General features: G+C 70.8%; 25 protein-coding genes. 13 read left to right on the forward strand and 12 right to left on the reverse strand.

Annotation, left to right across the window (positions count from 1 at the left end):
* Positions 1-170 precede the first annotated feature (170 nt).
* Positions 171-476, forward strand: coding sequence for a YciI family protein (locus NON00_RS06675; RefSeq protein WP_256018805.1), 306 nt, complete (start codon positions 171-173; stop codon positions 474-476).
* 96 nt (positions 477-572) lie between these two features.
* Here the strand turns inward: NON00_RS06675 and NON00_RS06680 are convergent, their stop codons facing one another.
* The 3 genes from NON00_RS06680 to NON00_RS06690 form a co-directional block, all read right to left on the reverse strand.
* Entirely contained in the window at positions 573-1,406 is an 834-nt protein-coding gene (locus tag NON00_RS06680) for a hypothetical protein (RefSeq protein ID WP_256018808.1), read from the reverse strand.
* 76 nt (positions 1,407-1,482) lie between these two features.
* Positions 1,483-1,788: a cupin domain-containing protein gene (locus NON00_RS06685; RefSeq protein ID WP_256018818.1), complete on the reverse strand. Its 306-nt coding sequence runs from the start codon at positions 1,786-1,788 to the stop codon at positions 1,483-1,485.
* Positions 1,785-2,582: an isochorismatase family protein gene (locus NON00_RS06690; RefSeq protein ID WP_256018819.1), complete on the reverse strand. Its 798-nt coding sequence runs from the start codon at positions 2,580-2,582 to the stop codon at positions 1,785-1,787. Before NON00_RS06690 ends, NON00_RS06685 begins: the two co-directional genes overlap by 4 nt.
* Before the next feature lie 72 nt (positions 2,583-2,654).
* Here NON00_RS06690 and NON00_RS06695 point away from each other — a divergent pair, with 72 nt between their 5' ends.
* On the forward strand, positions 2,655-3,641 hold the full coding sequence (locus tag NON00_RS06695; RefSeq protein WP_256018820.1) for a GlxA family transcriptional regulator: 987 nt from the start codon (positions 2,655-2,657) through the stop codon (positions 3,639-3,641).
* Positions 3,642-3,768: 127 nt separating this feature from the next.
* Here the strand turns inward: NON00_RS06695 and dgt are convergent, their stop codons facing one another.
* The 3 genes from dgt to NON00_RS06710 form a co-directional block, all read right to left on the reverse strand.
* Entirely contained in the window at positions 3,769-5,085 is a 1,317-nt protein-coding gene (dgt, locus tag NON00_RS06700; RefSeq protein WP_256018821.1) for a dGTP triphosphohydrolase, read from the reverse strand.
* 9 nt (positions 5,086-5,094) lie between these two features.
* Positions 5,095-6,549, reverse strand: coding sequence for a D-glycero-beta-D-manno-heptose-7-phosphate kinase (gene rfaE1, locus NON00_RS06705; protein ID WP_370688684.1), 1,455 nt, complete (start codon positions 6,547-6,549; stop codon positions 5,095-5,097).
* Between the two features lie 129 nt (positions 6,550-6,678).
* Positions 6,679-7,386: a metallophosphoesterase family protein gene (locus NON00_RS06710; protein WP_256018825.1), complete on the reverse strand. Its 708-nt coding sequence runs from the start codon at positions 7,384-7,386 to the stop codon at positions 6,679-6,681.
* Positions 7,387-7,544: 158 nt separating this feature from the next.
* Between NON00_RS06710 and NON00_RS06715 the strand changes: the two genes are divergently transcribed.
* Entirely contained in the window at positions 7,545-7,799 is a 255-nt protein-coding gene (locus NON00_RS06715) for a hypothetical protein (protein WP_256018827.1), read from the forward strand.
* 133 nt (positions 7,800-7,932) lie between these two features.
* Here the strand turns inward: NON00_RS06715 and NON00_RS06720 are convergent, their stop codons facing one another.
* Positions 7,933-9,810: a bifunctional sugar phosphate isomerase/epimerase/4-hydroxyphenylpyruvate dioxygenase family protein gene (locus NON00_RS06720; protein WP_256018830.1), complete on the reverse strand. Its 1,878-nt coding sequence runs from the start codon at positions 9,808-9,810 to the stop codon at positions 7,933-7,935.
* Positions 9,811-9,923: 113 nt separating this feature from the next.
* On the reverse strand, positions 9,924-10,913 hold the full coding sequence (locus tag NON00_RS06725; protein ID WP_256018833.1) for a tripartite tricarboxylate transporter substrate binding protein: 990 nt from the start codon (positions 10,911-10,913) through the stop codon (positions 9,924-9,926).
* Positions 10,914-11,061: 148 nt separating this feature from the next.
* On the opposite strand from NON00_RS06725, the gene NON00_RS06730 reads away from it, so the two are divergent.
* Positions 11,062-11,952, forward strand: coding sequence for a shikimate dehydrogenase (locus tag NON00_RS06730; protein ID WP_256018835.1), 891 nt, complete (start codon positions 11,062-11,064; stop codon positions 11,950-11,952).
* Between the two features lie 251 nt (positions 11,953-12,203).
* Positions 12,204-13,262: a hypothetical protein gene (locus NON00_RS06735; protein ID WP_256018838.1), complete on the forward strand. Its 1,059-nt coding sequence runs from the start codon at positions 12,204-12,206 to the stop codon at positions 13,260-13,262.
* A 44-nt stretch (positions 13,263-13,306) separates the two neighbouring features.
* On the opposite strand, the gene NON00_RS06740 is transcribed toward NON00_RS06735, so the two are convergent.
* The 4 genes from NON00_RS06740 to NON00_RS06755 all read right to left on the reverse strand — a co-directional run bounded on the left by NON00_RS06740 (position 13,307) and on the right by NON00_RS06755 (position 16,733).
* A complete protein-coding gene (locus NON00_RS06740) occupies positions 13,307-13,981 on the reverse strand; it encodes a TetR/AcrR family transcriptional regulator (protein ID WP_256018841.1) in 675 nt (224 codons plus the stop codon).
* 184 nt (positions 13,982-14,165) lie between these two features.
* Positions 14,166-15,374: a 3-oxoadipyl-CoA thiolase gene (gene pcaF / locus NON00_RS06745; protein WP_256018844.1), complete on the reverse strand. Its 1,209-nt coding sequence runs from the start codon at positions 15,372-15,374 to the stop codon at positions 14,166-14,168.
* Positions 15,374-16,048 carry a 3-oxoacid CoA-transferase subunit B gene (locus NON00_RS06750; protein ID WP_256018847.1) on the reverse strand — a complete coding sequence of 225 codons (675 nt, stop codon included), beginning with the start codon at positions 16,046-16,048 and terminating at the stop codon, positions 15,374-15,376. The genes pcaF and NON00_RS06750 overlap by 1 nt, the downstream gene beginning before the upstream one ends.
* Positions 16,049-16,061: 13 nt before the next feature.
* Entirely contained in the window at positions 16,062-16,733 is a 672-nt protein-coding gene (locus NON00_RS06755; protein ID WP_256018850.1) for a 3-oxoacid CoA-transferase subunit A, read from the reverse strand.
* A 248-nt stretch (positions 16,734-16,981) separates the two neighbouring features.
* Between NON00_RS06755 and NON00_RS06760 the strand changes: the two genes are divergently transcribed.
* From NON00_RS06760 to NON00_RS06795, 8 genes are read left to right on the forward strand one after another with little or no spacing between them, the layout of a single operon-like run.
* On the forward strand, positions 16,982-17,770 hold the full coding sequence (locus tag NON00_RS06760) for an aldolase/citrate lyase family protein (RefSeq protein ID WP_256018853.1): 789 nt from the start codon (positions 16,982-16,984) through the stop codon (positions 17,768-17,770).
* A 24-nt stretch (positions 17,771-17,794) separates the two neighbouring features.
* Entirely contained in the window at positions 17,795-18,487 is a 693-nt protein-coding gene (locus tag NON00_RS06765; protein ID WP_256018855.1) for an SDR family oxidoreductase, read from the forward strand.
* The gene (locus NON00_RS06770; RefSeq protein ID WP_256018858.1) at positions 18,471-19,547 is read left to right on the forward strand and encodes a 3-dehydroquinate synthase family protein; all 1,077 of its coding nucleotides are present in this window, start codon (positions 18,471-18,473) and stop codon (positions 19,545-19,547) included. Before NON00_RS06765 ends, NON00_RS06770 begins: the two co-directional genes overlap by 17 nt.
* Positions 19,544-21,328 (forward strand): thiamine pyrophosphate-binding protein, encoded by a 1,785-nt coding sequence (locus NON00_RS06775; protein WP_256018861.1) that lies wholly within the window; start codon positions 19,544-19,546, stop codon positions 21,326-21,328. The genes NON00_RS06770 and NON00_RS06775 overlap by 4 nt, the downstream gene beginning before the upstream one ends.
* Positions 21,329-21,331: 3 nt before the next feature.
* Positions 21,332-22,120, forward strand: a complete 789-nt coding sequence (rfbF, locus tag NON00_RS06780; protein ID WP_256018863.1) for a glucose-1-phosphate cytidylyltransferase — start codon at positions 21,332-21,334, stop codon at positions 22,118-22,120.
* The gene (rfbG, locus tag NON00_RS06785; RefSeq protein ID WP_256018865.1) at positions 22,117-23,226 is read left to right on the forward strand and encodes a CDP-glucose 4,6-dehydratase; all 1,110 of its coding nucleotides are present in this window, start codon (positions 22,117-22,119) and stop codon (positions 23,224-23,226) included. Before rfbF ends, rfbG begins: the two co-directional genes overlap by 4 nt.
* Positions 23,223-24,572, forward strand: coding sequence for a lipopolysaccharide biosynthesis protein RfbH (gene rfbH, locus NON00_RS06790; RefSeq protein WP_256018868.1), 1,350 nt, complete (start codon positions 23,223-23,225; stop codon positions 24,570-24,572). The genes rfbG and rfbH overlap by 4 nt, the downstream gene beginning before the upstream one ends.
* Positions 24,572-25,567, forward strand: coding sequence for an NAD(P)-dependent oxidoreductase (locus tag NON00_RS06795; protein ID WP_256018871.1), 996 nt, complete (start codon positions 24,572-24,574; stop codon positions 25,565-25,567). Before rfbH ends, NON00_RS06795 begins: the two co-directional genes overlap by 1 nt.
* The last annotated feature ends 24 nt before the right edge of the window (positions 25,568-25,591 follow it).

Genomic DNA, 25,591 nt, shown 5'->3' on the forward strand with positions numbered 1-25,591 from the left:
ACCCGATCAGCCGCGCGGCACCTGAAGGGGGACGCCGCCGGCAGACTAGAACTTTGCACGCGGGCAGGGCGTGCAAGACCCGGCCCGCGCCCCCTTCCTTCCGGGAAGGGCTGGCGCGGTTTTCGCATCTGTTCCAGGCTCTGCGCGAGGCAGAACCGAGGAAACGCCCCATGCCCTACATGATTGAAACCTGGGACAAGCCGGACAGCCAGGCGCTGCGCCAGTCCACGCGCGCGGTGCATCTGGATTTCCTGCAGTCGCAGGCGCAGAAGCTGCTGGCCTGTGGCGCCAAGCTCCAGGATGACGGCAGTGATGGCGGTGGCAGCTTCTACATCGTCGATGTCGAGACGCGGGCGGAGGCGGAAGCCTTCATCGCCGCGGACCCCTTCACCCAGGCCGGGCTGTTTGGCCGGACGCAGATCACGCGTTGGCGCAAGGCCTTCCTGGACCGCACCTCCTACCTTCCGCCGCGCTGATTTTCTTTCTTTGGCGTCCCGCCTCTGGCCTGAGGCGGGGCGCCAAGCGGATAAAAGTTTTTTGGTTCTTTTTTCCAAAAAAGAACAAAGACCCTCTCACCCCTTGATCCGCTCCTGCCGGGCGCGCAGCCGGGCGGCGAGGGCCGTGTGGCCATGCTGTTCCGCCTGCCCGGCCATGCGGCCATACCAGACGGCCGAGGCTTTCCGCCGCCGGCGCAGCAGGTGGCGCAGGGCGGTGGCATCCCCCGCTTCCAGGGCCGCCAGCACCGGCCTTTGCGAACCGCCGAGCAGCAGGGCCGCCCGTTCCGCCATGAAGGGCGCCACCACGACGCGCACGCCCAGGGCGGCCAGCCGCGCCGCGTGCTCGCGCTCCGGCCCGGTGTAGGGGTCGAGCACGGCGGCGGACCAGGGGGGCAGGTCGCGGTGGTGCAGCACCATCTGGGTGGCCAGGGCGGGGGGCAGGCCGTGGCGTGGCGGGCGCTCCCCGGCGGCGAATCCGCCGCTGCCGGCAAAGACCGGCCGCACCGCCAGGGCGTGTTGCAGCCCCAGCAGGCGGCCATGCTTCAGCACCGCGTGGCCGCCCATGCCCTTGCCATAGCCCAGCCGCAGGCGCTGCCCCAGCCCGGCCACGGCCAGGGCCGCCTGGCGCAGCGCGGCGGTGGGGTACCAGTTGGCGCGGCGGGCGACGAAGCCCAGGCAGTCGAGATCCAGCGCCGCGGCCTGCGCCCGCCGCCAGAAATCATGGCCATTGGCGGGCATGTCGCGCCCGGCGAAGGTCACCAGGGTGAAGGCCGAGCGGCCGGGGCGGTGGAAGACCTCGACCTCGTCATCCGCATAGGCCAGCACGGCACAGTCCAGCACGGCATCGTTCAGCACGGCATCGTTCAGCACGGCGGCAGGCGCGGGGGAGGGGGGGAGGGGCGGGGTCACGGGCGCAGCCTATAGCCTTTCCCGCGCGGGGCGGCAGGGGGCTGTATGCCCGCTCCCCTCCTGCCTCCCCCGGCCTTTACTCCACCACCAACAGGCAGGCCGGGCCCTGGGGATGGGCGACATGCTCCGTCCCTTCCGCCAGATAGAGCACATCCCCGGCGCCGAGGGGGATGACGCGCTCCTCCCCCGCCTCGCGCAGATGCATCTCCACCCGCCCGGCGAGCACGACGAAAACCTCCTGGCCGCTGTTGACGTGCCAGCGATAGGGCTGGTCGGTCCAGCGCAGCTTCACGCGGGCCTCGGGCAGATGGGCGACCTCCGGGCCGCTCCAGGCCTTGCCGGCGGGCAGGGCGGCGCCGTGGAACAGGGTGGCGCCGCTCATGCCACGGCCTCCGCCGCGGTGGCGCCGGCTTCCCGGACGTCCGCCAGGATCTCTTCCACGGGGGCGACGAGGGCCACGCGGTCCGCCAGCCCGGCCAGGGTGGCGGCCTGGAGCGCGGCGGCCGAGATGGCCGGGGCGCCGGCCGCGCCGGGCAGGGCGCGGGTGGCGGTGGCGTCGGCGGCGATGCTCACCGCCAGTCCGCGCGACAGCGCCGCATGGGCAGTGGCGGCGATGCAGTTATGCGTCATGAAGCCCGCCAGGAGCACGGCGCGCCGCCCGGTGGCGGCCAGCGCCTCGGCCAGGGGGGTGCCGGCGAAGGCGTCGGGCAGGGTTTTCTCCACCACCGCCTCACCGGGGGCGGGGGAGGCAACGGGCAGAAAAGCGCCGCCCGGGGCCGCGCGGTCGAACAGCCCGCCCGGCGCGCCGCGATGCGCCACATGCAGCACCGGCGCCCCCGCCGCGCGCGCGGCCTCCAGCAGCCGCGCCAGGGCGGCCAGGGCGCTGTCCAGCCCTTCCAGCGGCAGGGCGCCGGCGGGGCCGTATTCGCCCTGCGCATCGATCACCACGAGCGCGGCCTCGGCCAGGGCGGCGGCCAGGGCGGCGGGGGGCGCGGCCGGGCGCAGCCGGCGCGGCTGTGGCAGGGCGGCGGTGAAATGCGCCTGGGCGGCGGCGAATTTGTCGCGGCAGCCGGGGTTGCAGAAACCCACTGGCCAGCCCTGCCACAGCGTCACCGAATCCGGCGTGGTGGGTTTGCCCGACCAGGGGCATGTCGCGTTGATGGGGGTTTCAGGCATGGCGCGGCTCCTTCTCTCTTTCTCTCTCTGGCCGCTAGCCTGCCTGCCGGTGGGCGTGGCATGAAGGACAACATGCCCTCCTTTCCTGCCAGGACGACGCGACTGGTGGCGATGCCGCTCTATCCCGGCGCCATGCTGCTCGACATCGCCGGCCCCGCCGAGGTCTTCGCCGCCGCCAACCGGCAGGCGGGGGGCGGGGTGGCGCCCTATCGCGTGCGTTTCGTCTCGCCCCTGGGCGGGCCGGTGGCCACGGAACTCGGCCCGGGGCTGGAGAGCGAGCCGTGGTCCGTGCTGGAGGGCCTGCCGCTGGACACGCTGCTGCTGCCCGGTGGCGATGGCGCCCGCCCGGCGGCGGGGGATGCCGCCTTCACCGCCTGGGTGGCGGCGGCGGCGGGGCGGGCGCGGCGGGTGGGCTCGGTTTGCCTGGGCGCCTTCATCCTGGCGGCGGCGGGGCTGCTGGAGGGGCGCCGCGCCACCACCCACTGGCGCCATTGCGCCGCCCTGCGCGCCGCCCATCCCGGCGTGGCGGTGCAGGATGAGCCGATTTTCGTGCGCGATGGCGCGGTGTGGAGTTCCGCCGGCGTCACCGCCGGCATCGACATGGCGCTGGCCATGGTGGAGGAGGATCTGGGCCATGCCCTGGCGCTGCGCGTGGCGCAGGGGCTGGTGGTGTTCCTCAAGCGGCCGGGGGGGCAGGCGCAGTTCAGCGCCGCGCTCAGCGCCCAGGCCAGCGGGGATGGGGATTTCGGTGCCCTGCTGGCCTGGGTGGCGGAGAATCTGCGCACCGATCTGCGGGTGGAGGCCCTGGCCGAGCGCGCCGGCATGGCGCCGCGCAGCTTCGCCCGCTCCTTCGCCGCGCGGGTGGGGCAGACCCCGGCCCAGGCGGTGGAAGGGCTGCGCCTGGAGGCGGCGCGGCGCCTGCTGGAGCAGGGCGGCCTGACCGTGGCCCAGGTGGCGGACCGCTGCGGCTTTGGCGATGATGAGCGGATGCGCCGGGCCTTCCTGCGGCGGCTCGGGGTGGCGCCGGCGGAATACCGGGAGAGATTTGGAAGAGAGTAATTGTTCTTTTTTGGAAAAAAGAACCAAAAAATTTTTTCAGTTCAGCGTCCCGCTGTGCCGGGAGACGGCGGCAGCCTGAAAAAAGTCTTTTGCTTCTTTTCTTCAGAAAAGAAGAATTAAATCAAAACTACAATCCACGCAGGCGCGCCGCGAGATGCGCCGCGTAATTGTCTGTCATCCCCGCCACGAAATCCACGGCGCAGCGGATGGTCTCGCTGGCGGAGAAGCCCGGCCGCGGGTGGTAGTCCTGCATCAGCGAGAGCGCCTGGCGCGAGGGGGCGGGCACATCCGAGACCTCGCCTTCCGCGCGGTAATAGGCCAGGGCGGCCTCGATGAAGACGGTGAGGGTCTTTTCCAGCACATCGCAGGCGCCGATCTCGAACTCAGCCTTGCGCGGGTGGAAATAGAGCGTGTCGCTGTTCCTGTCCTGGATGGCGCGGAAGGGGGCGCGCAGCCGCTCGTCGCTGAGCTTGATGAGGGAATTCCCCGCCGCCAGCTCGCCGCGCATGATGGCGGGGTGGTGGGCACAGAAGGCCTCGGCCACGGCGCCGATCATGCGGCCGATCGCCTTGCTGCGCAGCAGGGCGACCTTCTGGATCAGGCTGTCCTCGCGCGCGAGGCGCTCGGCGGTGACCTCCCCGAGGGGGGCCACCAGGGCCTCGTAGTCCTTGTAGGGGACCATATCCAGCTCGACCGCGTCTTCCAGGTCGGCCAGGCCATAGGTGATGTCGTCGGCGGCTTCCATCAGCCAGACGGCGGGGTGGCGCGGGTGCGGCCCCTCCAGCCCGCAGGCGGCCATGACATCGGTGAAGGCGGTGGCCTCGGTGGCGAAGTGGTTGAACTTCACGCCCGGCCGCCTGCCGCGCATGGCGCGCGGGTCATGCCCGCCCCAGGGATATTTCAGGAAGGCGCCAAGGCTGGCATGGGTCAGCTTCAGCCCGCCGCGCTCGCGGTAGCCATCGGCGCGGGTGAGGATGCGGAAGCCCTGCGCATTGCCGTCGAAGAAGCGCAGGTCGTCATCCAGCGCCAGCCCGGAGGCGCGGCCCTTGCCGTCCAGCCACTGGCCCATGAAGCCGCTGATGACCTCCTCCCCGGCATGGCCGAAGGGCGGGTTGCCGATATCGTGGGCGAGGCAGACGGCCTGCACGAGATAGCCGAGATCATCCGGCGTGTGCCCGGCCCCGCGCAGCTCCGCCGCCAGCTCCGAGCCGACGGTGAAGCCGAGGGAGCGGCCGACCGAGGCGACCTCCAGCGTGTGCAGCAGGCGGTTGCGCACATGGGCGTTGAAGGGCAGGGGGTGGACCTGCGTCTTCTGCTGCAGCCGCCGGAAGGGGCGGCTGAAGACGATGCGGTCCTGGTCGATCTGGAAGGCGTTGCGGTTGGGCGCGGTGCGCGCGGTGTCGTCGAGGAAGCGGCGGCTTTCGAACAGCGTTTCCCAGCGCATCGCCGCCGGTCAGCCCCGCATCCGCGCCACGGTGGCGGTGGTGGAATTGCCGGGCAGGAGTTCCGCCAGCTTCACCACCCCGCCCCATTCCTGCACGAGATCGGCGCCCACCACCGTGTCCACGGTATAGTCGGCGCCCTTCACCAGCACGTCGGGGCGCAGCAGGTGGATCAGCTCCACCGGCGTGTCCTCCTCGAAGATCGTCACCAGGTCGACGGTGGCGAGGGAGGCCAGCACGGCGGCGCGCGCCGCCTCGGGCTGGATGGGCCGCGCCGGGCCCTTCAGCCGCTTGACGCTGGAATCGGCGTTCAGCCCGACCACCAGCCGGTCGCACCAGCTGCGCGCCTGCTCCAGCAGGTGGACATGGCCGGGGTGCAGCAGGTCGAAGCAGCCATTGGTGAAGCCCACGCGCCAGCCGCGCTGGCGCCAGCGCTCCACCTGCTCCGCCGCGGCGGCGCGGCGCAGCACCTTGCGCAGCGCGCCGCGCTCGGCGGTCAGGGCTTCCAGCAGGTCGGCCTCCCGCGCCACGGCGGTGCCGACCTTGCCCACCACGATGCCGCCGGCGATGTTGGCCAGCCGCGCCGCCACCGGCAGGGCCAGCCCCGCCGCCATGCCGGCCGCCAGCACCGCCACCACCGTGTCCCCGGCGCCGGAGACGTCATGCACCTCCGGCGCCTCGGCCGGGAAGTGGTGGAGGGCATCGCCCTCCAGCAGGGTCATGCCATCCTCGCTGCGCGTCACCAGCACGGCGCCGAAGCCGTGGCGGTCGCGCAGCTGGCGGGCGGCGGTGACGATCTGCTCCTCCGTCTCCACCGGCAGGCCGCTGGCCAGGGCCAGCTCCGCCCGGTTGGGGGTGATGACGTCGGCCCCGGCATAGCGGGAGAAATCCTCGCCCTTCGGGTCCACCACCACGCGGCGCCCGGCGGCGCGGGCGGCGGCGATCAGGCGCTGCGGCACGTCGCCGGCCAGCACGCCCTTGCGGTAGTCGGAGAGCACCATCACCGAGGTGGCCGCCACCGTGTCGGTGGCGATGCGCACCAGGCGGTCGGCGATGCGGGCATGGATGGGGCGGGCGATCTCGTGGTCCGCCCGCATCATCTGCTGGCCGGCGGCGATGAAGCGCGTCTTGGTCGTGGTGGCGCGGGCGCCCTGCACCAGCAGCCAGGGCTCGACCCCCGGCTGGCCGCCGACCAGCCCCGTCAGGTCGCTGCCCGCCTGGTCATCCCCCACCACGGAGAGGAAGGCCACGGCGCCGCCCAGGGCGGTGATGTTGCGCACGACATTGCCGGCGCCGCCGGGCATCGCCACCTCCCGCTCCACCGCCAGGACGGGGACGGGGGCCTCGGGGCTGATGCGCGAGACGGTGCCATAGACATAGCGGTCCAGCATGGCATCGCCCACCACCAGCACGGAGGCGCGCCGCAGCTGGCGCACGGCCTCCACAAGGTCCGGCGTCTCGGTCACCATCTCGGCCATGGGCGGGGTCTCCTCCGGCGCGTCGGCGCTGGGGGCGGGGGTGCTGGAAGGGGGCTCTTGGCCTTGCATCGTGTCGCTGCCTAGCGCAGTGGCGCGGCCACGCGCAAGGCGCCGCCGTTAAGCCGCGAGAAAGCGCAGTCGGTCCGCCTCCAGCACGAGGCAGGTGAGCGGCCCGCCGGCCACCGCGCCGGTGTCGATGCCGATGCGGTTGGGCCGCAGTTCCGGCGCCCGGCAGGGGGTATGCCCATGCACCACAACCCGCGGAAAAGGCCGGGGCCAGGAGAGGAAGGGTTCCCGGATCCACAGCACCTCCTGCGCCCCCTGCGCCGCCAGGGGCCTGCGCGGGTCGATGCCAGCATGAACAAAAAGATAATCTCCCATCTCCCAGGAGAGGGGCAGCCCGCGCAGCAGGGCCAGATGGGCGGGGGGTGGCGCGAATCCGGCGTCCTGCGCGCCATAGCTGGCCAGGGTGGCGTCGCCGCCATTCCACAGCCAGTGCTCCTCGGCGCTGGAGCCGGGGCCGGCGGTCAGGGCGGCCAGCATCATCGCCTCGTGGTTGCCGCGCAGGGGGATGGCCTCTGCCCCCGGCACCGGGCCGGGGCCGAGCAGCAGGTCCAGCACGGCCGCGCTGTCCGGCCCGCGGTCCACATAGTCGCCCAGATGGACCACGGCGCAGCGCGGCGCGGGGCGGGCCTGCCAGTCCCGCGCGATCCGCGCATGCAGCGCGGCGAGGCGCCCGGCGCAGCCATGCACATCGCCGATGGCATAGACCCGGAGGCCCTCCGGCAACCGGCCGGGTGCCGGCTTTTCTCCCTGCGTGACCATGCTCCGTGCTCCCCCGGGGCGGCATCGCCAGGATGCTGCGCGGCTTCGCCCGGGGAAGGCAACGCGGCAGGCGGGGTGGCGTTGGCGCGGGGGCGCATCTCGGCTCTCGCCATCCGCCCCACACGGGCGCATGCTCCGGGCCGGGAGGAACAACAAGGATGATCTATGCCCTGACCTTTGCGGTGGCGCCGCTGCTCCTGCCGCCGCTGATCCTGCGGGCCCTGCGCGGGCGCGATCCGCTGGCGCGCACTGTCGGGCTCGTGGTGGCCCTGGCCTTTGCCGCCTGCCTGGCCGCCATCGCGGCGACGCTGCTGCTCGACCTCGACACCGTGCCCCTGCCCATCCTGCTGGCCGGGCTGCTGCCCTGCCTCGCGGGGGGGGCTGTTGTGCTGTCGATGCGGCAGACAGAGTAGTTTGAAGAATCTTCTTTTTCTGAAGAAAAAGAAGCAAAAAGACTTTCTTTCAGTTTGGCGTCCCGCCTCAGGCCAGCAGCGGGACGCCAACTGAGAAAAGTTTTTTGGTTCTTTTTTCTAAAAAAGAACGCCTTTAATTTTTCACTTTCCGCCCGGCATAGCGGGCCTGCGCCGCCATGCGCACCCCGGCATTGGGCGCGCCGAACTGGCGGTAGCCGCCCTGGCGCTCGACGATCTCGAAGAAGAAGCGGTCAGCGAAGCTGGCGGTATAGGCGTGGGTGAAGACGCCGCCTTCCGCGTCCTGGTCGTGCAGCAGGTGCAGGCCGCGCAGCTCGTCGAGGCGGGCGGGCTCCAGGCCGAAGCGGGCTTCCAGGTCGTCGTAATAGTTTTCCGGGATGGGCAGCAGCGGCGCCCCGCGCGCCCGCATGGCGCGCGCCGTGGCCGCCGCGTCGGCGGTCAGGAAGGCGATGTGGTGCACCCCGGCCCCGGCCACGGCGGAGACGAAGCGGCCCGTGGCCGTCTCCCGCGCCTCGGAGACATTGAGCGGCAGGCGCAGGGCGCGGTCCGGCGTCACCATGGCGCGGCTGCGCACCAGGCCGCGCGGGTCCGGCAGTTCCCACAGCCCTTCCGGCTCCATGCCGAAGAGGGCGCGGTAGAACAGGATGAAGCTGTCCATCTGCCCCGGCGCCAGGGCCTGGGCCACATGGTCCACCGCCAGCAGGCCGGATTCGCCCTCGACGCCGGGGATGAGGTGGAAGTCATCCTCCCAGAAGCTGCGCTCGCCGGGGCGGTTCTCGACGAGGCAGATCAGCGAGCCATCGGGCGCGCGCAGCTGCGGCATCGGGCGCTCCCCGGCGCCGCGCGGCTCCTGCCAGGTGGAGCAGAGCAGGGCATGGGCGCGGGCCAGCGCGGCCTCCGCCTTCTCCACCGAGAGCGCCATGGCGCAGACGGAGGGGCCATGCATCTCGAAATGCCCGGCGGCGGCGCTGTCCGGCTCGGCATTCAGCACGAGGCTGACGCCGCCCTGGCGATACAGCTCCACGGCCTTGGAGCGGTGCCGGCCGGCCAGCCGGAAGCCCAGCGTGCCGAGGAAGCCGGCCAGTTCCTGCCGCACCGGCTCGTTGACGGCGAATTCCAGGAACTCCACCCCGTGGCAGCGCGGTGCGGGGGGGAGGGCGGCGGCGGGGACACCGGGGCGCGCCTCGGATTCGGCCAGGATGAGGGAGCGCAGCCCGTCCCGCGCCGTCTGCCGCACCGGGGCGGCGCGGAACTCGTCGTTGAAGATTTCCAGCGAGAGCGGGCCGGCATAGCCGGCATCGAGCACCGCCTTCAGGAAGGGCGTGACCGGCAATTGCCCCTGGCCGGGGAAGTTGCGGTAGTGGCGGCTCCACTGCAGCACGTCCATGTCGAAGAGCGGGGCATCGGCGAGCTGGACGAAAAAGATTTTCTCGCCCGGCAGCTGCGCGATGCCGGAGGGGTCGTCCTTCAGCGAGAGGGTGTGGAAGGAATCGACGATCAGGCCAAGGGCCGGGTGGTCGGCGCGCCGCACGATGTCCCAGGCCTGGCGCCAGAGGCGGGTATGCCGGCCCCAGGCCAGCGCCTCATAGCCGACGCGCAGCCCGCGCCGCGCGGCGCGCTCGGCCATCTCGCGCAGGTCGGCGGCGGCGCGCTCCGGGTCGTCCAGGCAGGCGGGCTGCACATTGCTGCACACCAGCACGAGATCCGTGCCGAGGGCCTGCATCACGTCGAATTTGCGCTCCGCGCGGTCGAGGTTGCGGGCGCGCTGCGGCTCCGGCATCGCCTCGAAATCGCGGAAGGGCTGGAAGATGGTGATGGCGAGGCCGAGATCCTCCGCCATCCGCCGCACCTCGGCCGGGGAACCGTTGAAGGTCAGCAGGTCGTTCTCGAAAATCTCGATGCCGTCGAAGCCGACCGCCGCCGCCGCCTCCAGCTTGTCCGGCAGGTCGCCGCTCATGCAGACGGTGGCGATGGAACGGGGATGGCGCGGCATGCGAAGACCTTCCTGAAACCAAGAAAAGTCTGGGGGAAGGAATTCCCCCAGACCCCCATCTTTTTTCTCTCCGTCCGCCAGCGGCAAGGCTGGCGCCCGGTTATTCCCCCCTGTTACTCCAGCGTGATGCCGCGGATGCGGATCAGCTCGCCCCACTTGGCGCTCTCGGCTGTCAGATAGGCCGGCCAGGCCTCCGGGGTGCCGTAGTCCGGGAAAATGGAGTTCTGCTTCAGGCGGTCCAGCACCTCGGGCGCCTTCATGGTGGCGGCGGTGGCGGCGGCGAGGCGCGCCACCACATCGGCCGGCAGCCCGGCCGGGCCGAGGATGGCGAATTCCGAGGCGCACTCATAGCCCGGCAGGCCGGATTCGGCGATGGTCGGGATCTGCGGCACCAGCGGGTTGCGCTCCTTGCTGCTGACGCCGATCGCCGTCACCTGCTGCGCCGCGATCAGCGGCAGGGCGGTGACCGCGTCGACGAAGGCCATCTGCACCTCGTTGGCGATCAGCGCCTGCACCGCCGGCGCGCCGCCGCGGTAGCTGACATTCTGCACCTCGGTCCCGGTCTGGCGCAGGAACAGCTCGGTGGCGAGGTGGGCGGAGGAGCCGGCGCCGGAGGAGCCATAGCTCATCTTGCCCGGCTGCTTCTTGGCCAGCGCCACGAAGCCGGCGATGTCCTTCACGCCCAGGCTGTTGTTGACGCAGAGGAAGATCGGCGTGGTCGCGACCTTGCCGATGCCGGTGAAGCCCTTGTCGTCGTCATAGCCGCGCTGCGGGAAGAGGTGGCGGGCCATGGCGAAGGTGGAGTTCACGCCGAGCAGCAGCGTATAGCCATCCGGCCGCGCGCGGGCGACGGAGGCATGGCCGATGGTGCCGCTGGCGCCGGCGCGGTTTTCCACCACCACCTGCTGGCCCAGCTCCTTCGTCAGCTGCTGCGCCACGACGCGGCCGACGAAATCGGTCGAGCCGCCGGGCGCCCAGGAGACGACCAGCGTGATGGTGCGGTTGGGATAGGCGCCCTGCGCCAGGGAGGCGGCGGGGCGCAGCGCGCTGCCCGCGGCCAGCAGGCCAAGGCCGGTCGAGAAGCCGCGACGGGTGATGGTCATGGTTTCCTCCTGCGGCCCCCTCGGGGGCCGGCGCATTTCTGGACGAAAGTTTTGCTTGGGTGTGTACGTACCAGATAGTACATTAGCACATCAAGATGAAAACAAGGCCGCCAGGCCGCCTTCTTCTCTCCGCCCGCCGAGGATCGCCATGAACGCCCCTGCCTTTGCCCCTGACGAGACCGCCGCCCTGCCGCCCGCCTTCCTGGTGGGGCTGGTGGGCAGCGGGATCCAGGCGTCCCGCTCCCCGGCGCTGCATGAGCGGGAGGGGGCGGCGCAGGGGCTGCGTTATATTTACCGCCTGTTTGATTTCGATGTCCTGAAGGCTGGCCTCGATTCCCTGCCGCGCATCCTCGACATGGCGCAGGCGCTGGGCTTTGCCGGCCTCAATATCACGCATCCGGCCAAGCAGGCGGTGCTGCCGCTGCTGGACGAGGTCTCGCCCGATGCCCGCGCGCTGGGTGCGGTCAACACGGTGGTGCTGCGGGATGGCCGCCGCATCGGCCACAACACCGACCATTCGGGCTTTGCCGAAGGCTTCCGCCGGGGCCTGCCCGATGCCGTGATGGGTGAGGTGGTGCAGCTGGGCGCCGGCGGCGCCGGGGCGGCGGTGGCGCATGCCGCGCTCTCGCTGGGCGCGCAGCGGCTGACGCTGCTGGACATGGACCCGGCCAAGGCGGCGGGGCTGGCCGAGTCGCTGAACGCGCATTTCGGCCCTGGCCGCGCCCGCGCCGCCACCGACATCACGGCCGCGATGCGCGGCGCCGATGGCCTGATCCACGCCACCCCGACGGGCATGGCGAAATATCCGGGCCTGCCGCTGCCCGAGGACCTGCTCCACCCCCGCCTCTGGGTGGCCGAGGTGGTCTATGTCCCGCTGGAGACGCAGCTGGTGCGCACCGCGCGCGCGCGCGGCTGCCGGGTGGTGGATGGCGGCGGCATGGCGGTGTTCCAGGCCGTGGGCGCCTTCCGCCTCTTCACCGGGCTGGAGCCGGATGCCGAGCGGATGCTGCGCCACTTCACCCGCATGATGGCCGGCTGACCGCCCGGCGCGGCCTGCCGGACAGAAGGTTTTTGGTTCTTTTTCCAAAAAGAACCGCTTGCTGCCGGCGTGCGGGAATTTTTCCCGCACGCCAACCATTTCTAACGTGCGCGCGCTGCGAAAAACACCTATAAGCGCCCTGGGGCCCGCGAAAACTCCGGGACAGCCCAGACAAGCCGGGCGCCCCATTCTCCGTTCCACCTTGCACAAGGCATCGCGGAACCCTCCAAAAAGACTTTTGAGAGGTTCCAGTGCAGAGCATTTCTGCCATCAACGGGCGCCTGAGCCTGTTGGATTTCCTCGCGCTGCGTCAGGCCTACCAACAGAGCTCCGGCACCGACGCCACCAGCGGCAGCACCGCCTCCGCCACCGATGCGGCCAGCACGGCGACGGCGGCGTCCTCCACCGCGGCGCAGTCCAGCCAGGCCGTGTCCGGCCTGCAGGACATCTTCGCCAGCTTCTCCAGCGACCTGCAGGCGCTGCTGGTCTCCTTCCAGTCGGTGGACCAGACGGGGAGCGGCGAGGCCGCCTCCGCCTCCGGCCTGCAGGGGCCGCCGCCCGGCCCGCCGCCGGGACCGCCCCCGGGTGACGCCGCCTCCGGCGGCAGCGACCCGGTGAGCACCCTGGTGGACAGCCTGAAGAGCCTGCTCTCCAGCCTGCAATCCGCATCCAGCTCCGGCACCGGCAGCACGGACACGGACACGGATTCGGACGCCACCTCCAGCACCGCCGGGAATGATGGTGACGCCGATGACAGCAGCGCCAGCATCGCCGCCCAGCTCACGGCGATCCTGGCGGAGCTGGAGAAGACCCAGGACAACCAGCAGAGCGGTGGCCCGGGGAATGGTGGCGCCATGCAGGGGCCGCCGCCCGGCCCGCCGCCGGGTCCGCCGCCCTCCGGCCAGGCCGGTGACGCCTCCAGCGCCAGCGACCCGCTCAGCAGCGCGCTGGAAAGCCTGAAGGCCGTGCTGGAGGCGCTGCAATCCGGTACCTCGGACAGCAGCACGGACAGCAGCAGCACGGACAGCAGCGCCAGCAGTGACAGCTCAGACAGCAGCAGCGCGGTGGCGGCCGCCAGCGTGAGCACCACCACCGAGGACGCCACCGACACCGCCACCGAGAGCACAAGCCTGACCGCCTCCGCCCTCGCGGCGGGCCTGTCCAGCATCCTCGACGCGCTGGAGAGCGCCCGCTCCGGGCAGGAGCAGCAGGCGAGCGGCGCCTCCACCGCCCAGGCCGATGGCTTCCGCCTGCGGGACCTCTTCCTGGCAGCGCGGGCCTATGGCGGCACGGCCCAGGTGGCGGCCTGAGGCGTGGACAAGGGGTCCGGGGCCGGGGGCCGTGCCGCCCGGTCTCAGGCTCCGGGCTGGGCCGGGGGAGTCTCTCCCCCGGCCCGCAGATAACGCAGCACCGCTTCCACGATCATCCGCCGCTGCGCCGCCCGCCGCTCCGGCGCCTGGAGGTCAACGCCGAAAATCGTGCCCAGCGTGTGGCGGTTGGCCACCCGGTGGAAGCACAGGCCGTTGATCAGGATATGCAGGTCCAGCGGGTCCACCCCGGCGCGAAAGCGGCCCGCCGCCTCGCCCCGCGCCAGCAGCGCCCGCAGCAGGCCGATCACCGCGTCATTGCGCCCGCGCAGCGTGGCGGAGCCGGCGATATGCGCCGCCTCGTGGATATTCTCCACCGAGACCAGCCGGACGAATTCCGGGTGCTCGGCGTGATAGTCGAAGGTGGTTTCCACCAGGCGGCGCATCGCCTCTTCCGGCGGCACGCCCTCCAGGCTCAGCCCCGCCTCGGTGCGGCGGATGCCGGCATACATCTCCTCCAGCACGCTGGCGAAGAGTTGCTCCTTGCTGCCGAAATAATAGTAGATCATCCGCTTGGTGGTCTGGGTCCGCGCGGCGATCTCGTCCACCCGCGCGCCAGACAGGCCCTTGGCGGCGAATTCGGCAATGGCGGCGTCGAGGATGTTGCGCCGCGTCTGCTCGGCATCCCGCGCGCGGGGCGCGCTCCTCGCCTCTTCGCTCATTCTGCACTCCCTGGACTATCCGGTTCGTACATTCCCGGGCCAGGGCGTGGCCACCCCCTTTTTCTTTAGGAAAGAAAAAGCGAGAGAGAGGCAGAAATGTTCTTTTTTGGAAAAAAGAACCAAAAAACTTTTTCCAGTGGCGTCCCGCCTCAGGCCTGAAGCGGGACGCCAAACTGAAAGAAAACTACACCCGCTCCAGGATCATCGCGATCCCCTGGCCCACGCCGATGCACATCGTCACCAGCGCGTAGCGGCCCTGGCGCAGATGCAGCTCCTCCACCGCCGTCTGCACCAGCCGCGCGCCGGACATGCCGAGCGGATGGCCGAGCGCGATGGCGCCGCCATTGGGGTTCACATGCTCCGCGTCATCGGGCAGGCCGAGGTCGCGCGTCACCGCCAGGGCCTGGGCGGCGAAAGCCTCGTTCAGCTCGATGACATCGATCTGGCCAAGGGTGAGGCCGGCCTTCTCCAGCACCTTGCGGGTGGCCGGGGCAGGGCCGAAGCCCATGATGCGCGGCGGCACGCCGGCGGTGGCGCTGGCCACCACGCGGGCGCGCGGCGTCAGGCCATGGCGCTCCGCCGCCGCGGCGCTGGCCAGCAGGATGGCGCAGGCACCGTCATTCACGCCCGAGGCATTGCCCGCCGTCACGCTGCCGCCTTCCCTGCGGAAGGGGGTGGGCAGCTTGGCCAGCACCTCCAGCGTCGTCTCCGGGCGGGGCTGCTCGTCCTGGCTGACGATCAGCGGCTCGCCCTTGCGCCGGCGGACCTCGACGGGGACGATCTCGCGCGCGAAGCGCCCGGCCGCCTGCGCCGCCTTGGCGCGGTGCTGGCTGCGCCAGGCGAAGGCATCCTGGTCAGCGCGGCTGATCTGGAAATCGGCGGCCACGTTCTCCGCCGTCTCGGGCATCGAGTCGACGCCGTACTGCGCCTTCATCAGCGGGTTGACGAAACGCCAGCCGATGGTGGTGTCATAGATCTCGGCGGCGCGGCCGAAAGCCTCGGCGCTCTTGCCTTGGACGAAGGGCGCGCGCGTCATGCTCTCCACGCCGCCGGCCAGCATCAGCTCCGCCTCGCCGGACTTGATGGCGCGGGCGGCGATGCCGGTGGCATCCATGCCCGAGCCGCAGAGGCGGTTCACCGTGCTGCCCGGCACGCTGTCCAGCAGCCCGGCCAGCAGGCTGGACATGCGGGCGACGTTGCGGTTGTCCTCGCCCGCCTGGTTGGCGCAGCCGAACACCACATCATCCAGCGCCGCCCAGTTCAGCTCCGGGTGGCGCGCCATCAGCGCCTTGATGGGGATGGCGCCGAGGTCGTCGGCCCGCACCGGGGCGAGCGCCCCGGCATAGCGGCCGATCGGCGTGCGGGCGGCGTCGCAGACAAAGGCATCACGCATCAGAGGGAACCTTCCGTCTTGGCGGCCATGCGGAGCGGGGCGTCGGTGCGGGCCTGCAGGGCCTCCAGCGTCAGGCCCGGGGCCATCTCGACCACGGCGAAGCCCTCCGGCGTCACATCCAGCACGGCGAGATTGGTATAGACACGCCGCACCGACCCCATGGCGGTGAGCGGGTAAGAGCAGCGGCGGACCAGGCGCGGCGCGCCCTCCTTGGTGGTGTGCTCCATCACCACCCAGAGGCGCCTGGCCCCGGCGGAGAGGTCCATGGCACCGCCGACCGCGGGGGCGCTGTCATTGGCCGAGGTCGCCCAGTTGGCGATATCGCCATTCTCCGCCACCTCGAAGGCGCCGAGCACGCAGAGGTCGAGATGCCCGCCGCGGATCATGGCGAAGCTGTCCGCGTGGTGGACATAGGCGCCGCCGCGCACCAGCGTCACCTGCTGCTTGCCGGCATTGATCAGCCAGGGGTCGGCATCCTCCGGCGCGGGGGCGGGGCCCATGCCGAGCACGCCGTTTTCCGAGTGGAACACCACCTCGCGCCCGGCGGGCACGAAATCGGCCACCAGCGTCGGGATGCCGATGCCAAGGTTGACATACCACCCCTCCGGGATGTCCTGCGCCACGCGCGCGGCCATCTGCTTGCGGGAGAGGGGGGTGAAGGCGGCTTCGCTCATTCTCGTTTCCTCCTCAGGCGGCCTGCGGGATGTGGATGACGCGGTCCACGAAGATGCCGGGGGTGACGACCTGCTCCGGGTCCAGCGTGCCGAGGGGGGCGAGCTCATCCACCTGGACGATGGTCAGCGCCGCGGCCATGGCCATCACCGGGTTGAAGTTGCGGCCCGAGCGGCGGTAGGTGAGGTTGCCCCAGCGGTCCCCGGCCAGGCCCTGCACCAGCGCGACATCGCCATGCAGGGCGGTCTCCAGCACGCAGGGCTTGCCGTTGAACTCGGCGGTGGGCTTGCCCTCGGCCAGCAGGGTGCCATAGCCGGTGGGGGTGTAGAAGGCCGGCACGCCGGCGCCGGCGGCGCGCATGCGCTCGGCCAGCGTGCCCTGCGGCACGATCTCCAGCTCCAGCTTCCCGGCCTTGTAGAGTTCCTCGAACACCACCGAGCCGGCGCTGCGCGGGTAGGAGCAGATGATCTTGCGCACCCGCCCCAGCTCCATCAGCCGGGCGAGGCCGGTGCGGCCGGTGCCGGCATTGTTGGCGACGATGGTGAGGTCCTTCGCGCCCTGCTCGATCAGCCCGTCGATCAGCGCGTCCGGCTGGCCGACCGAGCCGAAGCCGCCCACGAGCACGGTGGCGCCGTCGGCGATGCCCTGCATGGCGTCTGCCATGGTTCGGACAATCTTGTTGATCATAACGTTCCTCGCTGGGGCGTTTCTGTCCGGGCGAGACTAGGTCCGCGCGGGCGGGGGGGGCAACGGCGTGCGCTATGCGCACACGGCCAGTGTTGATTGCGTAATGAGAGTCATTCTCATTTTCAAAACAAGGCTGTGAGCAACAGGCAAGCTTCCCCGGGGGACCCTAGGCAGGGGGCGGCTTTTATGAAAAAATCCTCTAAACACGGGAATAGCGAGAGGCGACAATGAACCGGCGCGAACGTCAGATGCTCGATATCCTGAAGCGCGGGCGCGACGACTATGGCTATGTCGCCGTCAAGGCCGAGTTCGAGGCCGAGGGGACCCGTACCGATGAATTCCTCCGCCTGGCGGAGATCGCCCGCAAGGCCGGCCTTGGCATCGGCCTGAAGATCGGCGGCTGCGAGGCGATGCGCGACCTGATCGAGAGCAAGCAGTACGGCGTCGAGTACATCATCGCCCCGATGGTGGAGACGCCCTACGCGCTCAGCAAGTTTGTCGACGCCAAGAACAAGATCTATTCGAAGGACGAGCAGGAGGACACCGACTTCCTGTTCAATCTGGAGACGATCACCGGCTTCAACAACCTCGCCGGCCTCGCCGCCGTGGCGGAGCAGCCGGCGGCGCGCACGGGCTTCGTCTTCGGCCGCGTCGATTTCGCCCTGTCCAACGGCTACCACCGCGATGCGATCAACGAGGACAAGGTCACCGACTATGTCCTGAAGACGGCGGCGGTGGCGAAGGAGAAGGGCCTGCCGCTGGTCGTCGGCGGCGCCATCTCGAACGAGGCGGTCGATGCGCTGCGCCGCATCCACGCCGTCTATCTGACGCGCTTCGAGACGCGCAAGATCATCTTCAACGCCGATCGCGCGCTGCTCACCTCCGACATCCAGCGCGGCCTGCTCGACGCCGTCGAGTTCGAGCTGCTGTGGCTGAGCAACAAGCGCGACTACTACACCACCCTCGGCAGCGAGGATGACAAGCGCATCCGCATGCTGGAAGACCGCCTGAAGGCCATCCACAGCGTGGCCGCATAAAGCGTGCCTGCGCCTGGGATTCTGGTGTTCGGCGGCCGCGGCGCCATTGGCGCCGCGGTGCGGGAGCGCTTTGCCCGCCAGGGCTGGCGCGTGGCGGCCAGCTCGCGCCGCCCCGTGCCGGCGGCCGAGGCCGGCGATGTCCACTGGATCACCTGCGACCCGGAGGCCGAGGGCATCGCCCCCGACCTCCTCGATGGCGGCGCGCCCTATGACGCCGTCTGCTGGGCGCAGGGCGCCAACGCGGCGGACAGCGTCTTCGACGTCTCGCCGGAGCGCCACATGGCGCTCTACCGCGCCAACTGCCTCTTCGTGCTGGAGACGCTGAAGCTGCTGCTGGCGCGCGACCTGCTGGCGCCGGGCGCGCGGCTTGTCGTGCTCAGCTCGATCTGGCAGGCCATCGCGCGGCAGGACAAGCTCTCCTACACCATGACGAAAGCGGCGGTGGGCGGGCTGGTGCGCTCCGCCTCGGTCGATCTCGCGGCGCGCGGCATCCTCATCAACGCCGTGCTGCCCTCGGCCATCGACACGCCGATGACGCGCGCCAACCTCGCGCCCGAGCAGGTGGCGCGGCTGGCCGGCGCCACGCGCTTCGACCGCCTCGTCACCCTCGACGACGTGGTGGCGGCGGTGGAATTCCTCTGCTCCCCGGCCAATTCCGGCATCACGGGGCAATGCCTCGCTGTGGATCTAGGCTTCAGCCATGCCCGCCTTGTTTGAGATCAGCTCCGCCGCCGGCCGCTACACGGTCGAGCAGGAGCACGGCCTGCTCGCGCGCAGCCTGCCCGAGATGGCCGGCGGCGTCGTCATCGCCGACGAGTATTTCGCCGCGCGGCTCGCGGGGCAGGGGCTGAACCTCATCGCCCTGCCGGCCACCGAGCAGAGCAAGAGCCTCGATGCCATCGGCGATGTCATCATCCGCATGCGCGGCCTCGGCGCCACCCGCGGCTCGCATCTCTGGGCCATCGGCGGCGGCGCCATCCAGGACGCGGCGGCCTTCGTCGCCTCCGTCTACATGCGCGGCATTGCCTGGACCTACCTGCCGACCACGCTGCTCGGCATGGTCGACAGCTGCATCGGCGGCAAGTCCTCGATCAATGTCGGCGCCTACAAGAACATCGTCGGCACCTTCCATGTGCCGCGCACGGTGCGCATCGATGCCGGGCTGACCGCCTCGCTCTCCACCGAGCAGCGCGTGGCCGGCCTCGTCGAGGCGGCGAAGATCACCTATTGCCGCGGCGACGACGTCTTCGCGCAGTACCTCGCGCAGTCGCCCGCGCCGTCGCTCTCGCCCGAGGCCTTCGGCCCCATCATCGCCCTCTCCCTCGGCGCGAAGAAGTGGTTCATCGAGATCGATGAGTTCGACCGCAAGGAAAGGCTGCTGCTGAATTTCGGCCATACCTTCGGCCATGCGCTCGAGGGGGCCTCGCACTACAGGCTCAGCCACGGCATCGGCGTCGGCGTCGGCGTGCTCTGCGCGCTCACCCTCTCGCGCGCCCTGCTCGGCGGCGAGCCGGGCGGCGCCACGGCGGCGCTGGAGGCGCATCTGCGCGCCCTGCTCGGCGCCTTCGACGCCCTGCCCGCCATCCTGCGCGACATCGACGTGGCCGAGGCCTGGGACCGGCTGAAGGCCGACAAGAAGCACGAGGCCGCGCATTATCGCTTCGTCACCCTCGACGCGGCCGGGCGGGTCGAACTGATCCGCCTGCCGCGCGAGCCCGGCACCGACCGCATGGTCCTCTCCGCCCTTCACGACACGCTGGCATCGCTCATCCCATGATGAAATATTCGGACGTCCTCGCCGGCTGGCTGGCCGAGCTGGGCTATACCCACTGCTTCTTCGTCGCCGGCGGCAATGTGATGCACGTCCTGGCGAGCTTCGACCAGAAATTCACCATGGTGCCCGTGGTGCATGAGGTCTGCGCCGGCATCGCCGCGGAGTATTTCAACGAGATCTCCGGCGGCGGGAAGGCCTTCGCCCTCGTCACCGCCGGGCCGGGGCTGACCAACATCGTCACCGCCATCGGCGGTGCCTGGCTGGAAAGCCGCGAGCTGCTGGTGATCGGCGGCCAGGTGAAGACCGCCGACCTCGCCCATGGCGCGCTGCGCCAGCGCGGCATCCAGGAGATCGACGGCGTCGGCATCGCCGCCCCCATCACCGTCGCCTCGGTGCGGATGGAGGAGCCCGCCCCGCGCGCCGAGTGGGAGCGGCTGGTGGGCCTGACGCGGCATGGCCGGCGTGGCCCCGTCTTCGTCGAGCTGCCGCTCGACATCCAGGCGCGCCCGGTGGACCCGGCGCAGCTCGGCGCCGCCGCCCATGTGCCGCCGCCGCTCCCCACCGCCAGCGAGGCGGTGCTGGAGGAGATCGCGCAGGCGCTGCGCGGGGCGGAGCGCCCGGCCATCCTGATCGGTGGCGGCATCCACCGCGACACCACCGCCGCGCTGCGCCCGCGCCTCGCCGAACTCGGCATTCCGCTCGTCACCACCTGGAACGGCGCCGACCGCGTGCCGGAGGACCACCCGCTGTATTTCGGGCGGCCCAACACCTGGGGCCAGCGCAGCGCCAACCTCGTGTTGCAGCAGAGCGACGTGCTGCTCGTCCTCGGCAGCCGCCTCGGCCTGCAGCAGACCGGCTTCAACTGGCAGGAATTCGCCCCCGTGGCGCGCGTCATCCAGGTGGAGATCGACCCGGCGGAACTGGCCAAGGGCCATCCGAAGGTCGCCCTGCCGGTCGCCGCCGATGCCAATGACGTGCTGCGCCGCCTCGCCCCGCGCGATCTCGGCCGGCATGAGGCATGGGTGGCCTATTGCCGCCGCATCCGCGACGCCGTGCCGCTGGTCGAGCCGGTGAACCAGACGGGGCAGGGCTATCTCTCGCCCTTCGTCTTCTGCACCGAGCTTTCTGGCCTCTGCGGCGGCGATGACATCGTCATCCCCTGCAGCAGCGGCGGCGCCTTCACCGTGATGAAGCAGTCCTTCCGCCTGCGCGAGGGGCAGTTCATGGTGACGAACAAGGGCCTGGCGGCGATGGGCTATGGCCTCTCCGGCGCCATCGGCGCGGCGCTGGCCTACCCGCAGCGGCGCACCGTGCTGGTGGAGGGCGATGGCGGCTTCGCCCAGAACCTCCAGGAGATCGGCACCGCCGTCGTCAACAAGCTGAACCTGAAGATCTTCATCTTCGATGATGGCGGCTATGCCTCCATCCGCATGACGCAGCGCAACTACTTCAAGGGCGGCTATATCGGCTGCGACACCGGCAGCGGCCTCGGCATGCCGCACTGGGCGCGCATCTTCGATGCCTATGACGTCCCCTGCCTGCCCGTGCTGCCCGGCTTCGAGACGGACCCGGCCTTCCGCGCCCTGTTCGACGCGCCCGGCGTCGCCGCCTTCCTCGTGAAGATCGACCCCGAGCAGAGCTATTTCCCCAAGATCACGAGCCGCGTCACCGCCAGCGGCGGCATGGCCTCGGAGCCGCTGCACCGCATGACGCCGCCGCTCGAACCCGCCCTGATGGCGGAGATCGGCCGCTACCTGCCGCCGTCTCCGGACGAGGTGAACTGACCCATGTCCGAACAGAAACGCACCAAGGCCGTCATCCTCGCCGGCGGCCGCGGCTCGCGCCTCGCCGAGGAAACCAGCACCCGGCCCAAGCCGATGGTCGAGGTGGGCGGCCACCCGATCCTCTGGCACATCATGAAGACCTACTCCCATTACGGGGTGAATGACTTCGTGATCTGCGTGGGCTATCTCGGCTACGTCATCAAGGAATATTTCTACCACTACTACCTGCACCACTCGGACGTGACGATCGATGTCCGCCGCGGGCAGATGACGGTGCACGACACCATGTCCGACGACTGGCGCGTCACCCTGGTCGAGACGGGGCTGGACACGCAGACCGGCGGCCGCCTGCGCCGCGTCCGCCCCTACCTGCAGGATTGCGACCATTTCTGCATGACCTATGGCGATGGCGTCGGCTCGGTCGATATCGGCGCCGCCATCGATTTCCACCGCGGCCATGGCAAGCTCGCCACCGTCACCGCCGTGCAGCCCATGGCGCGCTTCGGCGCCCTGGTGATGGAGGGCGACCGCGTCGACCGCTTCGAGGAGAAGCCGCCCGGCGATGGCAACCACATCAATGGCGGCTTCTTCGTGCTCTCCCCCAAGGTGATCGACCTCATCGCGGATGACACGACCATCTGGGAGCGCGAGCCGATGGAGACCCTGGCGCGCACGGGTGAGCTGATGGCCTATCGCCACAGCGGCTACTGGCAGCCCATGGACACGCTGCGCGACCGCCAGACGCTGAACGACCTCTGGAATTCCGGGCGGGCGCCGTGGAAGGTGTGGTGAGCGGCCGGCTGCCTGACCCCGCCTTCTGGCGCGGCCGCCGCGTCTTCCTGACGGGGCATACCGGCTTCAAGGGAAGCTGGCTCTCCCTCTGGCTCGCCCGCATGGGCGCGGTGGTGCAGGGCTATGCCCTGCCGCCGCCGACCGAGCCGAGCCTCTTCGAGGCGGCGCGCGTCGCCGGCGAGGTCGGCCATACCCTGGGCGATATCCGCGATCAGGCGGCGCTCGCCCGCAGCCTCGCCGCCTTCGGCCCCGAGATCGTCCTCCACATGGCGGCGCAGCCGCTGGTGCTGGAATCCTATGTCCAGCCGGTGGAGACCTATGCCACCAACGTCATGGGCACGGTCCACCTGCTGGAGGCCGCGCGCCATTCCGGCGCGCGCGCCACGCTGATCGTCACCAGCGACAAGTGCTACGAGAACCGCGACGTCATCTGGGGCTACCGCGAGCACGACCCGATGGGCGGGCATGATCCCTACAGCAACAGCAAGGGCTGCGCCGAGCTCGTCACCGCCGCCTATGCCGCCTCCTATTTCGGCCCCGCCGGGCTGGCGATCGGCTCGGGCCGCGCCGGCAATGTGATCGGCGGCGGCGACTGGGCGAAGGACCGGCTGATGACGGACCTGATCGCCGCGCTGATGGCCGGCCGCGCCCCCGTGCTGCGCTCCCCCGCCGCCGTGCGCCCCTGGCAGCATGTGCTGGAGCCGCTCTCCGGCTATCTCGTCGCCGCCGAGCACCTCGCACAGGGCAGGGTCCCGCCCGGCCGCGCGGGCGATGCCTGGAATTTCGGCCCCGACGCGGCGGGGGAGGTGACGGTGGGCGCGGTCGCCGCGCGCATCTGCGAGCTCTGGGGCTCCGGCCTGCGCCCGGTGGTGGAGGACGCCACCCGCGGCAAGGAGGCGCGGCTGCTCGCCCTCGACTCCACCAAGGCCCGCATCGAGCTGGGCTGGCGCCCGCGCTGGGGCATCGACCGCGCCCTGGCCGAGACGGTGGCCTGGTTCCAGGCCTGGCAGGGCCGCGCCGATATGCGCGCCGTGACCCTGCGCCAGATTGACGACTATGTTGACGCCGCGCCGGCCCCTGCCGCGCGGCAGCAGGAGCACGCATGAGCGCCACCACCGACACCACGGCCCGCCCGCAGACCGAGGCCGAGGCTCTGCGCGAGAAGATCCTGGCGCTGGTCGGCGAATACGCCGCCCTGGCCCATGCGGAGAAGCCCTTCCAGCCCGGGCGCAGCCCCGTTCCCGTCTCCGGCAAGGTCTATGGCGCGCCGGACATGCAGATGCTGGTGGACAGCGCGCTGGACTTCTGGCTGACCACCGGCCGCTTCAACGCCGCCTTCGAGCTGCGCCTGCGCCGCTTCCTCGGCGTGCAGCACGCGCTCACCTGCAATTCCGGCTCCTCGGCCAATCTGCTCGCCGTCTCGGCGCTGACCAGCCCGCTGCTGGGCGAGAAGGCGCTGCGCCCGGGCGATGAGGTCATCACCTGCGCCGCCGGCTTCCCCACCACGGTCAACCCCATCCTGCAGAACAACCTCGTGCCGGTGTTCGTGGATGTGGACATCCCGACCTACAACATCCGCGCCGAGCGCATCGAGGCCGCCATCACCCCGCGCACCCGCGCCATCGTGGTGGCGCACACGCTGGGCAACCCCTTCGACCTGGACACGGTCCTGGCCGTCGCCAAACAGCATAACCTCTATGTCGTCGAGGATACCTGCGACGCGCTGGGCGCCACCTATCGCGGCAAGCTCGTCGGCACCCATGGCGATATCGGCACGCTGAGCTTCTACCCCGCCCACCACATCACCATGGGCGAGGGCGGCGCGGTCTTCACCAGCCGCAGCAAGCTCAAGCGCGCCCTCGAATCGATCCGCGACTGGGGCCGCGACTGCTGGTGCGACCCGGGCAAGGACAACACCTGCAACAAGCGCTTCGAGCACAAGCTGGGCGAGCTGCCCTATGGCTACGACCACAAATACACCTACAGCCATGTCGGCTATAACCTGAAGATCACCGACATGCAGGCGGCCGTGGGCCTCGCCCAGATGGACCGGCTGGAGGGCTTCATCGCCGCGCGGCGCCACAACTTCGCCCGGCTGAAGGAAGGGCTGCGCCGCCTGGAGGAATTCCTCATCCTGCCGGAGGCGACGCCGCATTCCGAACCCTCCTGGTTCGGCTTCCCGCTGACGGTGCGCGCCGGCGCGCCCTTCACGCGCGACCAGCTGGTGGTGCATCTGAACGAGAAGAAGATCGCCACCCGGCTGCTCTTCGGCGGCAACCTGCTGCGCCAGCCCTACATGGTGGGCCGCGACCACCGCATCGTGAGCGACCTGACCAATGCCGACACGGTGATGACCTCGACCTTCTGGATCGGCGTCTTCCCCGGCCTCGGCGATGGCCATGTCGACTACATGCTGGAGACCATCGAGGCCTTCTGCCGCGGCCGGGCGTGATGGCGCCCGGCGGCCCCGCCTCCGCCCCACCCCCCGCCCTGGACCAGCGCCTCGCCGCTGCCCTGGCGGCGGCGGGTGCCGCGCCGGTCATCGTCACCGGCGCGGGCGGCTGGCTCGGGCTGGTGACGCTCGACCTGCTGCGCGGGCTGCTGGGCGAAAACTTCGGCACGCGGGTGCTCGCCTATGGCTCCCATGCGCGGCCGATCGCGCTGCCCGGCGGCGCGGTGCTGCCCTGCCGCGCCCTGCCGGAGCTGGATGCCTATGACGGGCCGCCGCCGCTGGTCATCCACCATGCCTGCCTGACGAAGGACCGCGTCGCCGCGCTCGGCGTGGCGGCCTTCCTGGAGGGCAATGACGCCATCCGCGGCCATGTCGCCTGGCTGCTGCGCCGGCGTGGCGCGGCGGGGCTGTTCCTGCCCTCCTCCGGCGCCGTCTACGGGCCGGGGCGCGTGCTGGCGCGGGACGCGGCCGCCAACCCCTATGGCGTCTCCAAGCTGCGGGACGAGGCGCTCTTCTCCGAGCTCGCCGCCGCCGCCGGCATCCCGCTGGTGATCGCCCGCGTCTTCAACATGGCCGGGCCTTTCATCAACAAGCCGGAGGCCTATGCGCTGGCCTCCTTCCTGGTCGCGCTGGCGGCCGGGCGGGCGGTGGAGATCCGCGCGGCGGGGCGCGTCGTGCGCTCCTACCTCCATGCGGGGGACCTGCTGCGGCTCGCCCTCGGCGCCCTGCTGCTGCGCCCGGCGGAGGCGCCCTTCCTCTTCGACACGGAAGGGGAGGTGGCGATCGAGGTGGGCGACCTCGCCCGCCGCTGCGCCGCCGTGCTCGGCCGGCCGGAGGCGGTGATCCACCGCGCCGCCCCCGATGGCCGCCCCGATGATGTCTATGTGGGCGATGGCACGGCCATGCGCGCCCTGGCCGCCGCGCTCGGCCTGCCGCTGCGCCCGCTCGATGTGCAGATCGCCGAGACCGCCGCCAGCCTCGCGCCCGCCGCCTGAGGGGCGGGCGTGAGCGTGACGGTG

Origin of the sequence: Roseomonas sp. GC11 (genome assembly GCF_024437745.1) — a bacterium.
Lineage (GTDB): Bacteria > Pseudomonadota > Alphaproteobacteria > Acetobacterales > Acetobacteraceae > Pseudoroseomonas.

Coding starts and splice junctions, on each gene's coding strand:
- NON00_RS06675 (WP_256018805.1), top strand. CDS start 171: ATGCCCTACATGATTGAAACCTGGGACAAGCCGGACAGCCAGGCGCTG.
- NON00_RS06685 (WP_256018818.1), bottom strand. CDS start 1,788: ATGAGCGGCGCCACCCTGTTCCACGGCGCCGCCCTGCCCGCCGGCAAG.
- NON00_RS06690 (WP_256018819.1), bottom strand. CDS start 2,582: ATGCCTGAAACCCCCATCAACGCGACATGCCCCTGGTCGGGCAAACCC.
- NON00_RS06695 (WP_256018820.1), top strand. CDS start 2,655: ATGCCCTCCTTTCCTGCCAGGACGACGCGACTGGTGGCGATGCCGCTC.
- dgt (WP_256018821.1), bottom strand. CDS start 5,085: ATGCGCTGGGAAACGCTGTTCGAAAGCCGCCGCTTCCTCGACGACACC.
- NON00_RS06710 (WP_256018825.1), bottom strand. CDS start 7,386: ATGGTCACGCAGGGAGAAAAGCCGGCACCCGGCCGGTTGCCGGAGGGC.
- NON00_RS06715 (WP_256018827.1), top strand. CDS start 7,545: ATGATCTATGCCCTGACCTTTGCGGTGGCGCCGCTGCTCCTGCCGCCG.
- NON00_RS06720 (WP_256018830.1), bottom strand. CDS start 9,810: ATGCCGCGCCATCCCCGTTCCATCGCCACCGTCTGCATGAGCGGCGAC.
- NON00_RS06725 (WP_256018833.1), bottom strand. CDS start 10,913: ATGACCATCACCCGTCGCGGCTTCTCGACCGGCCTTGGCCTGCTGGCC.
- NON00_RS06730 (WP_256018835.1), top strand. CDS start 11,062: ATGAACGCCCCTGCCTTTGCCCCTGACGAGACCGCCGCCCTGCCGCCC.
- NON00_RS06740 (WP_256018841.1), bottom strand. CDS start 13,981: ATGAGCGAAGAGGCGAGGAGCGCGCCCCGCGCGCGGGATGCCGAGCAG.
- pcaF (WP_256018844.1), bottom strand. CDS start 15,374: ATGCGTGATGCCTTTGTCTGCGACGCCGCCCGCACGCCGATCGGCCGC.
- NON00_RS06750 (WP_256018847.1), bottom strand. CDS start 16,048: ATGAGCGAAGCCGCCTTCACCCCCCTCTCCCGCAAGCAGATGGCCGCG.
- NON00_RS06755 (WP_256018850.1), bottom strand. CDS start 16,733: ATGATCAACAAGATTGTCCGAACCATGGCAGACGCCATGCAGGGCATC.
- NON00_RS06760 (WP_256018853.1), top strand. CDS start 16,982: ATGCTCGATATCCTGAAGCGCGGGCGCGACGACTATGGCTATGTCGCC.
- NON00_RS06770 (WP_256018858.1), top strand. CDS start 18,471: ATGCCCGCCTTGTTTGAGATCAGCTCCGCCGCCGGCCGCTACACGGTC.
- NON00_RS06775 (WP_256018861.1), top strand. CDS start 19,544: ATGATGAAATATTCGGACGTCCTCGCCGGCTGGCTGGCCGAGCTGGGC.
- rfbF (WP_256018863.1), top strand. CDS start 21,332: ATGTCCGAACAGAAACGCACCAAGGCCGTCATCCTCGCCGGCGGCCGC.
- rfbH (WP_256018868.1), top strand. CDS start 23,223: ATGAGCGCCACCACCGACACCACGGCCCGCCCGCAGACCGAGGCCGAG.
- NON00_RS06795 (WP_256018871.1), top strand. CDS start 24,572: ATGGCGCCCGGCGGCCCCGCCTCCGCCCCACCCCCCGCCCTGGACCAG.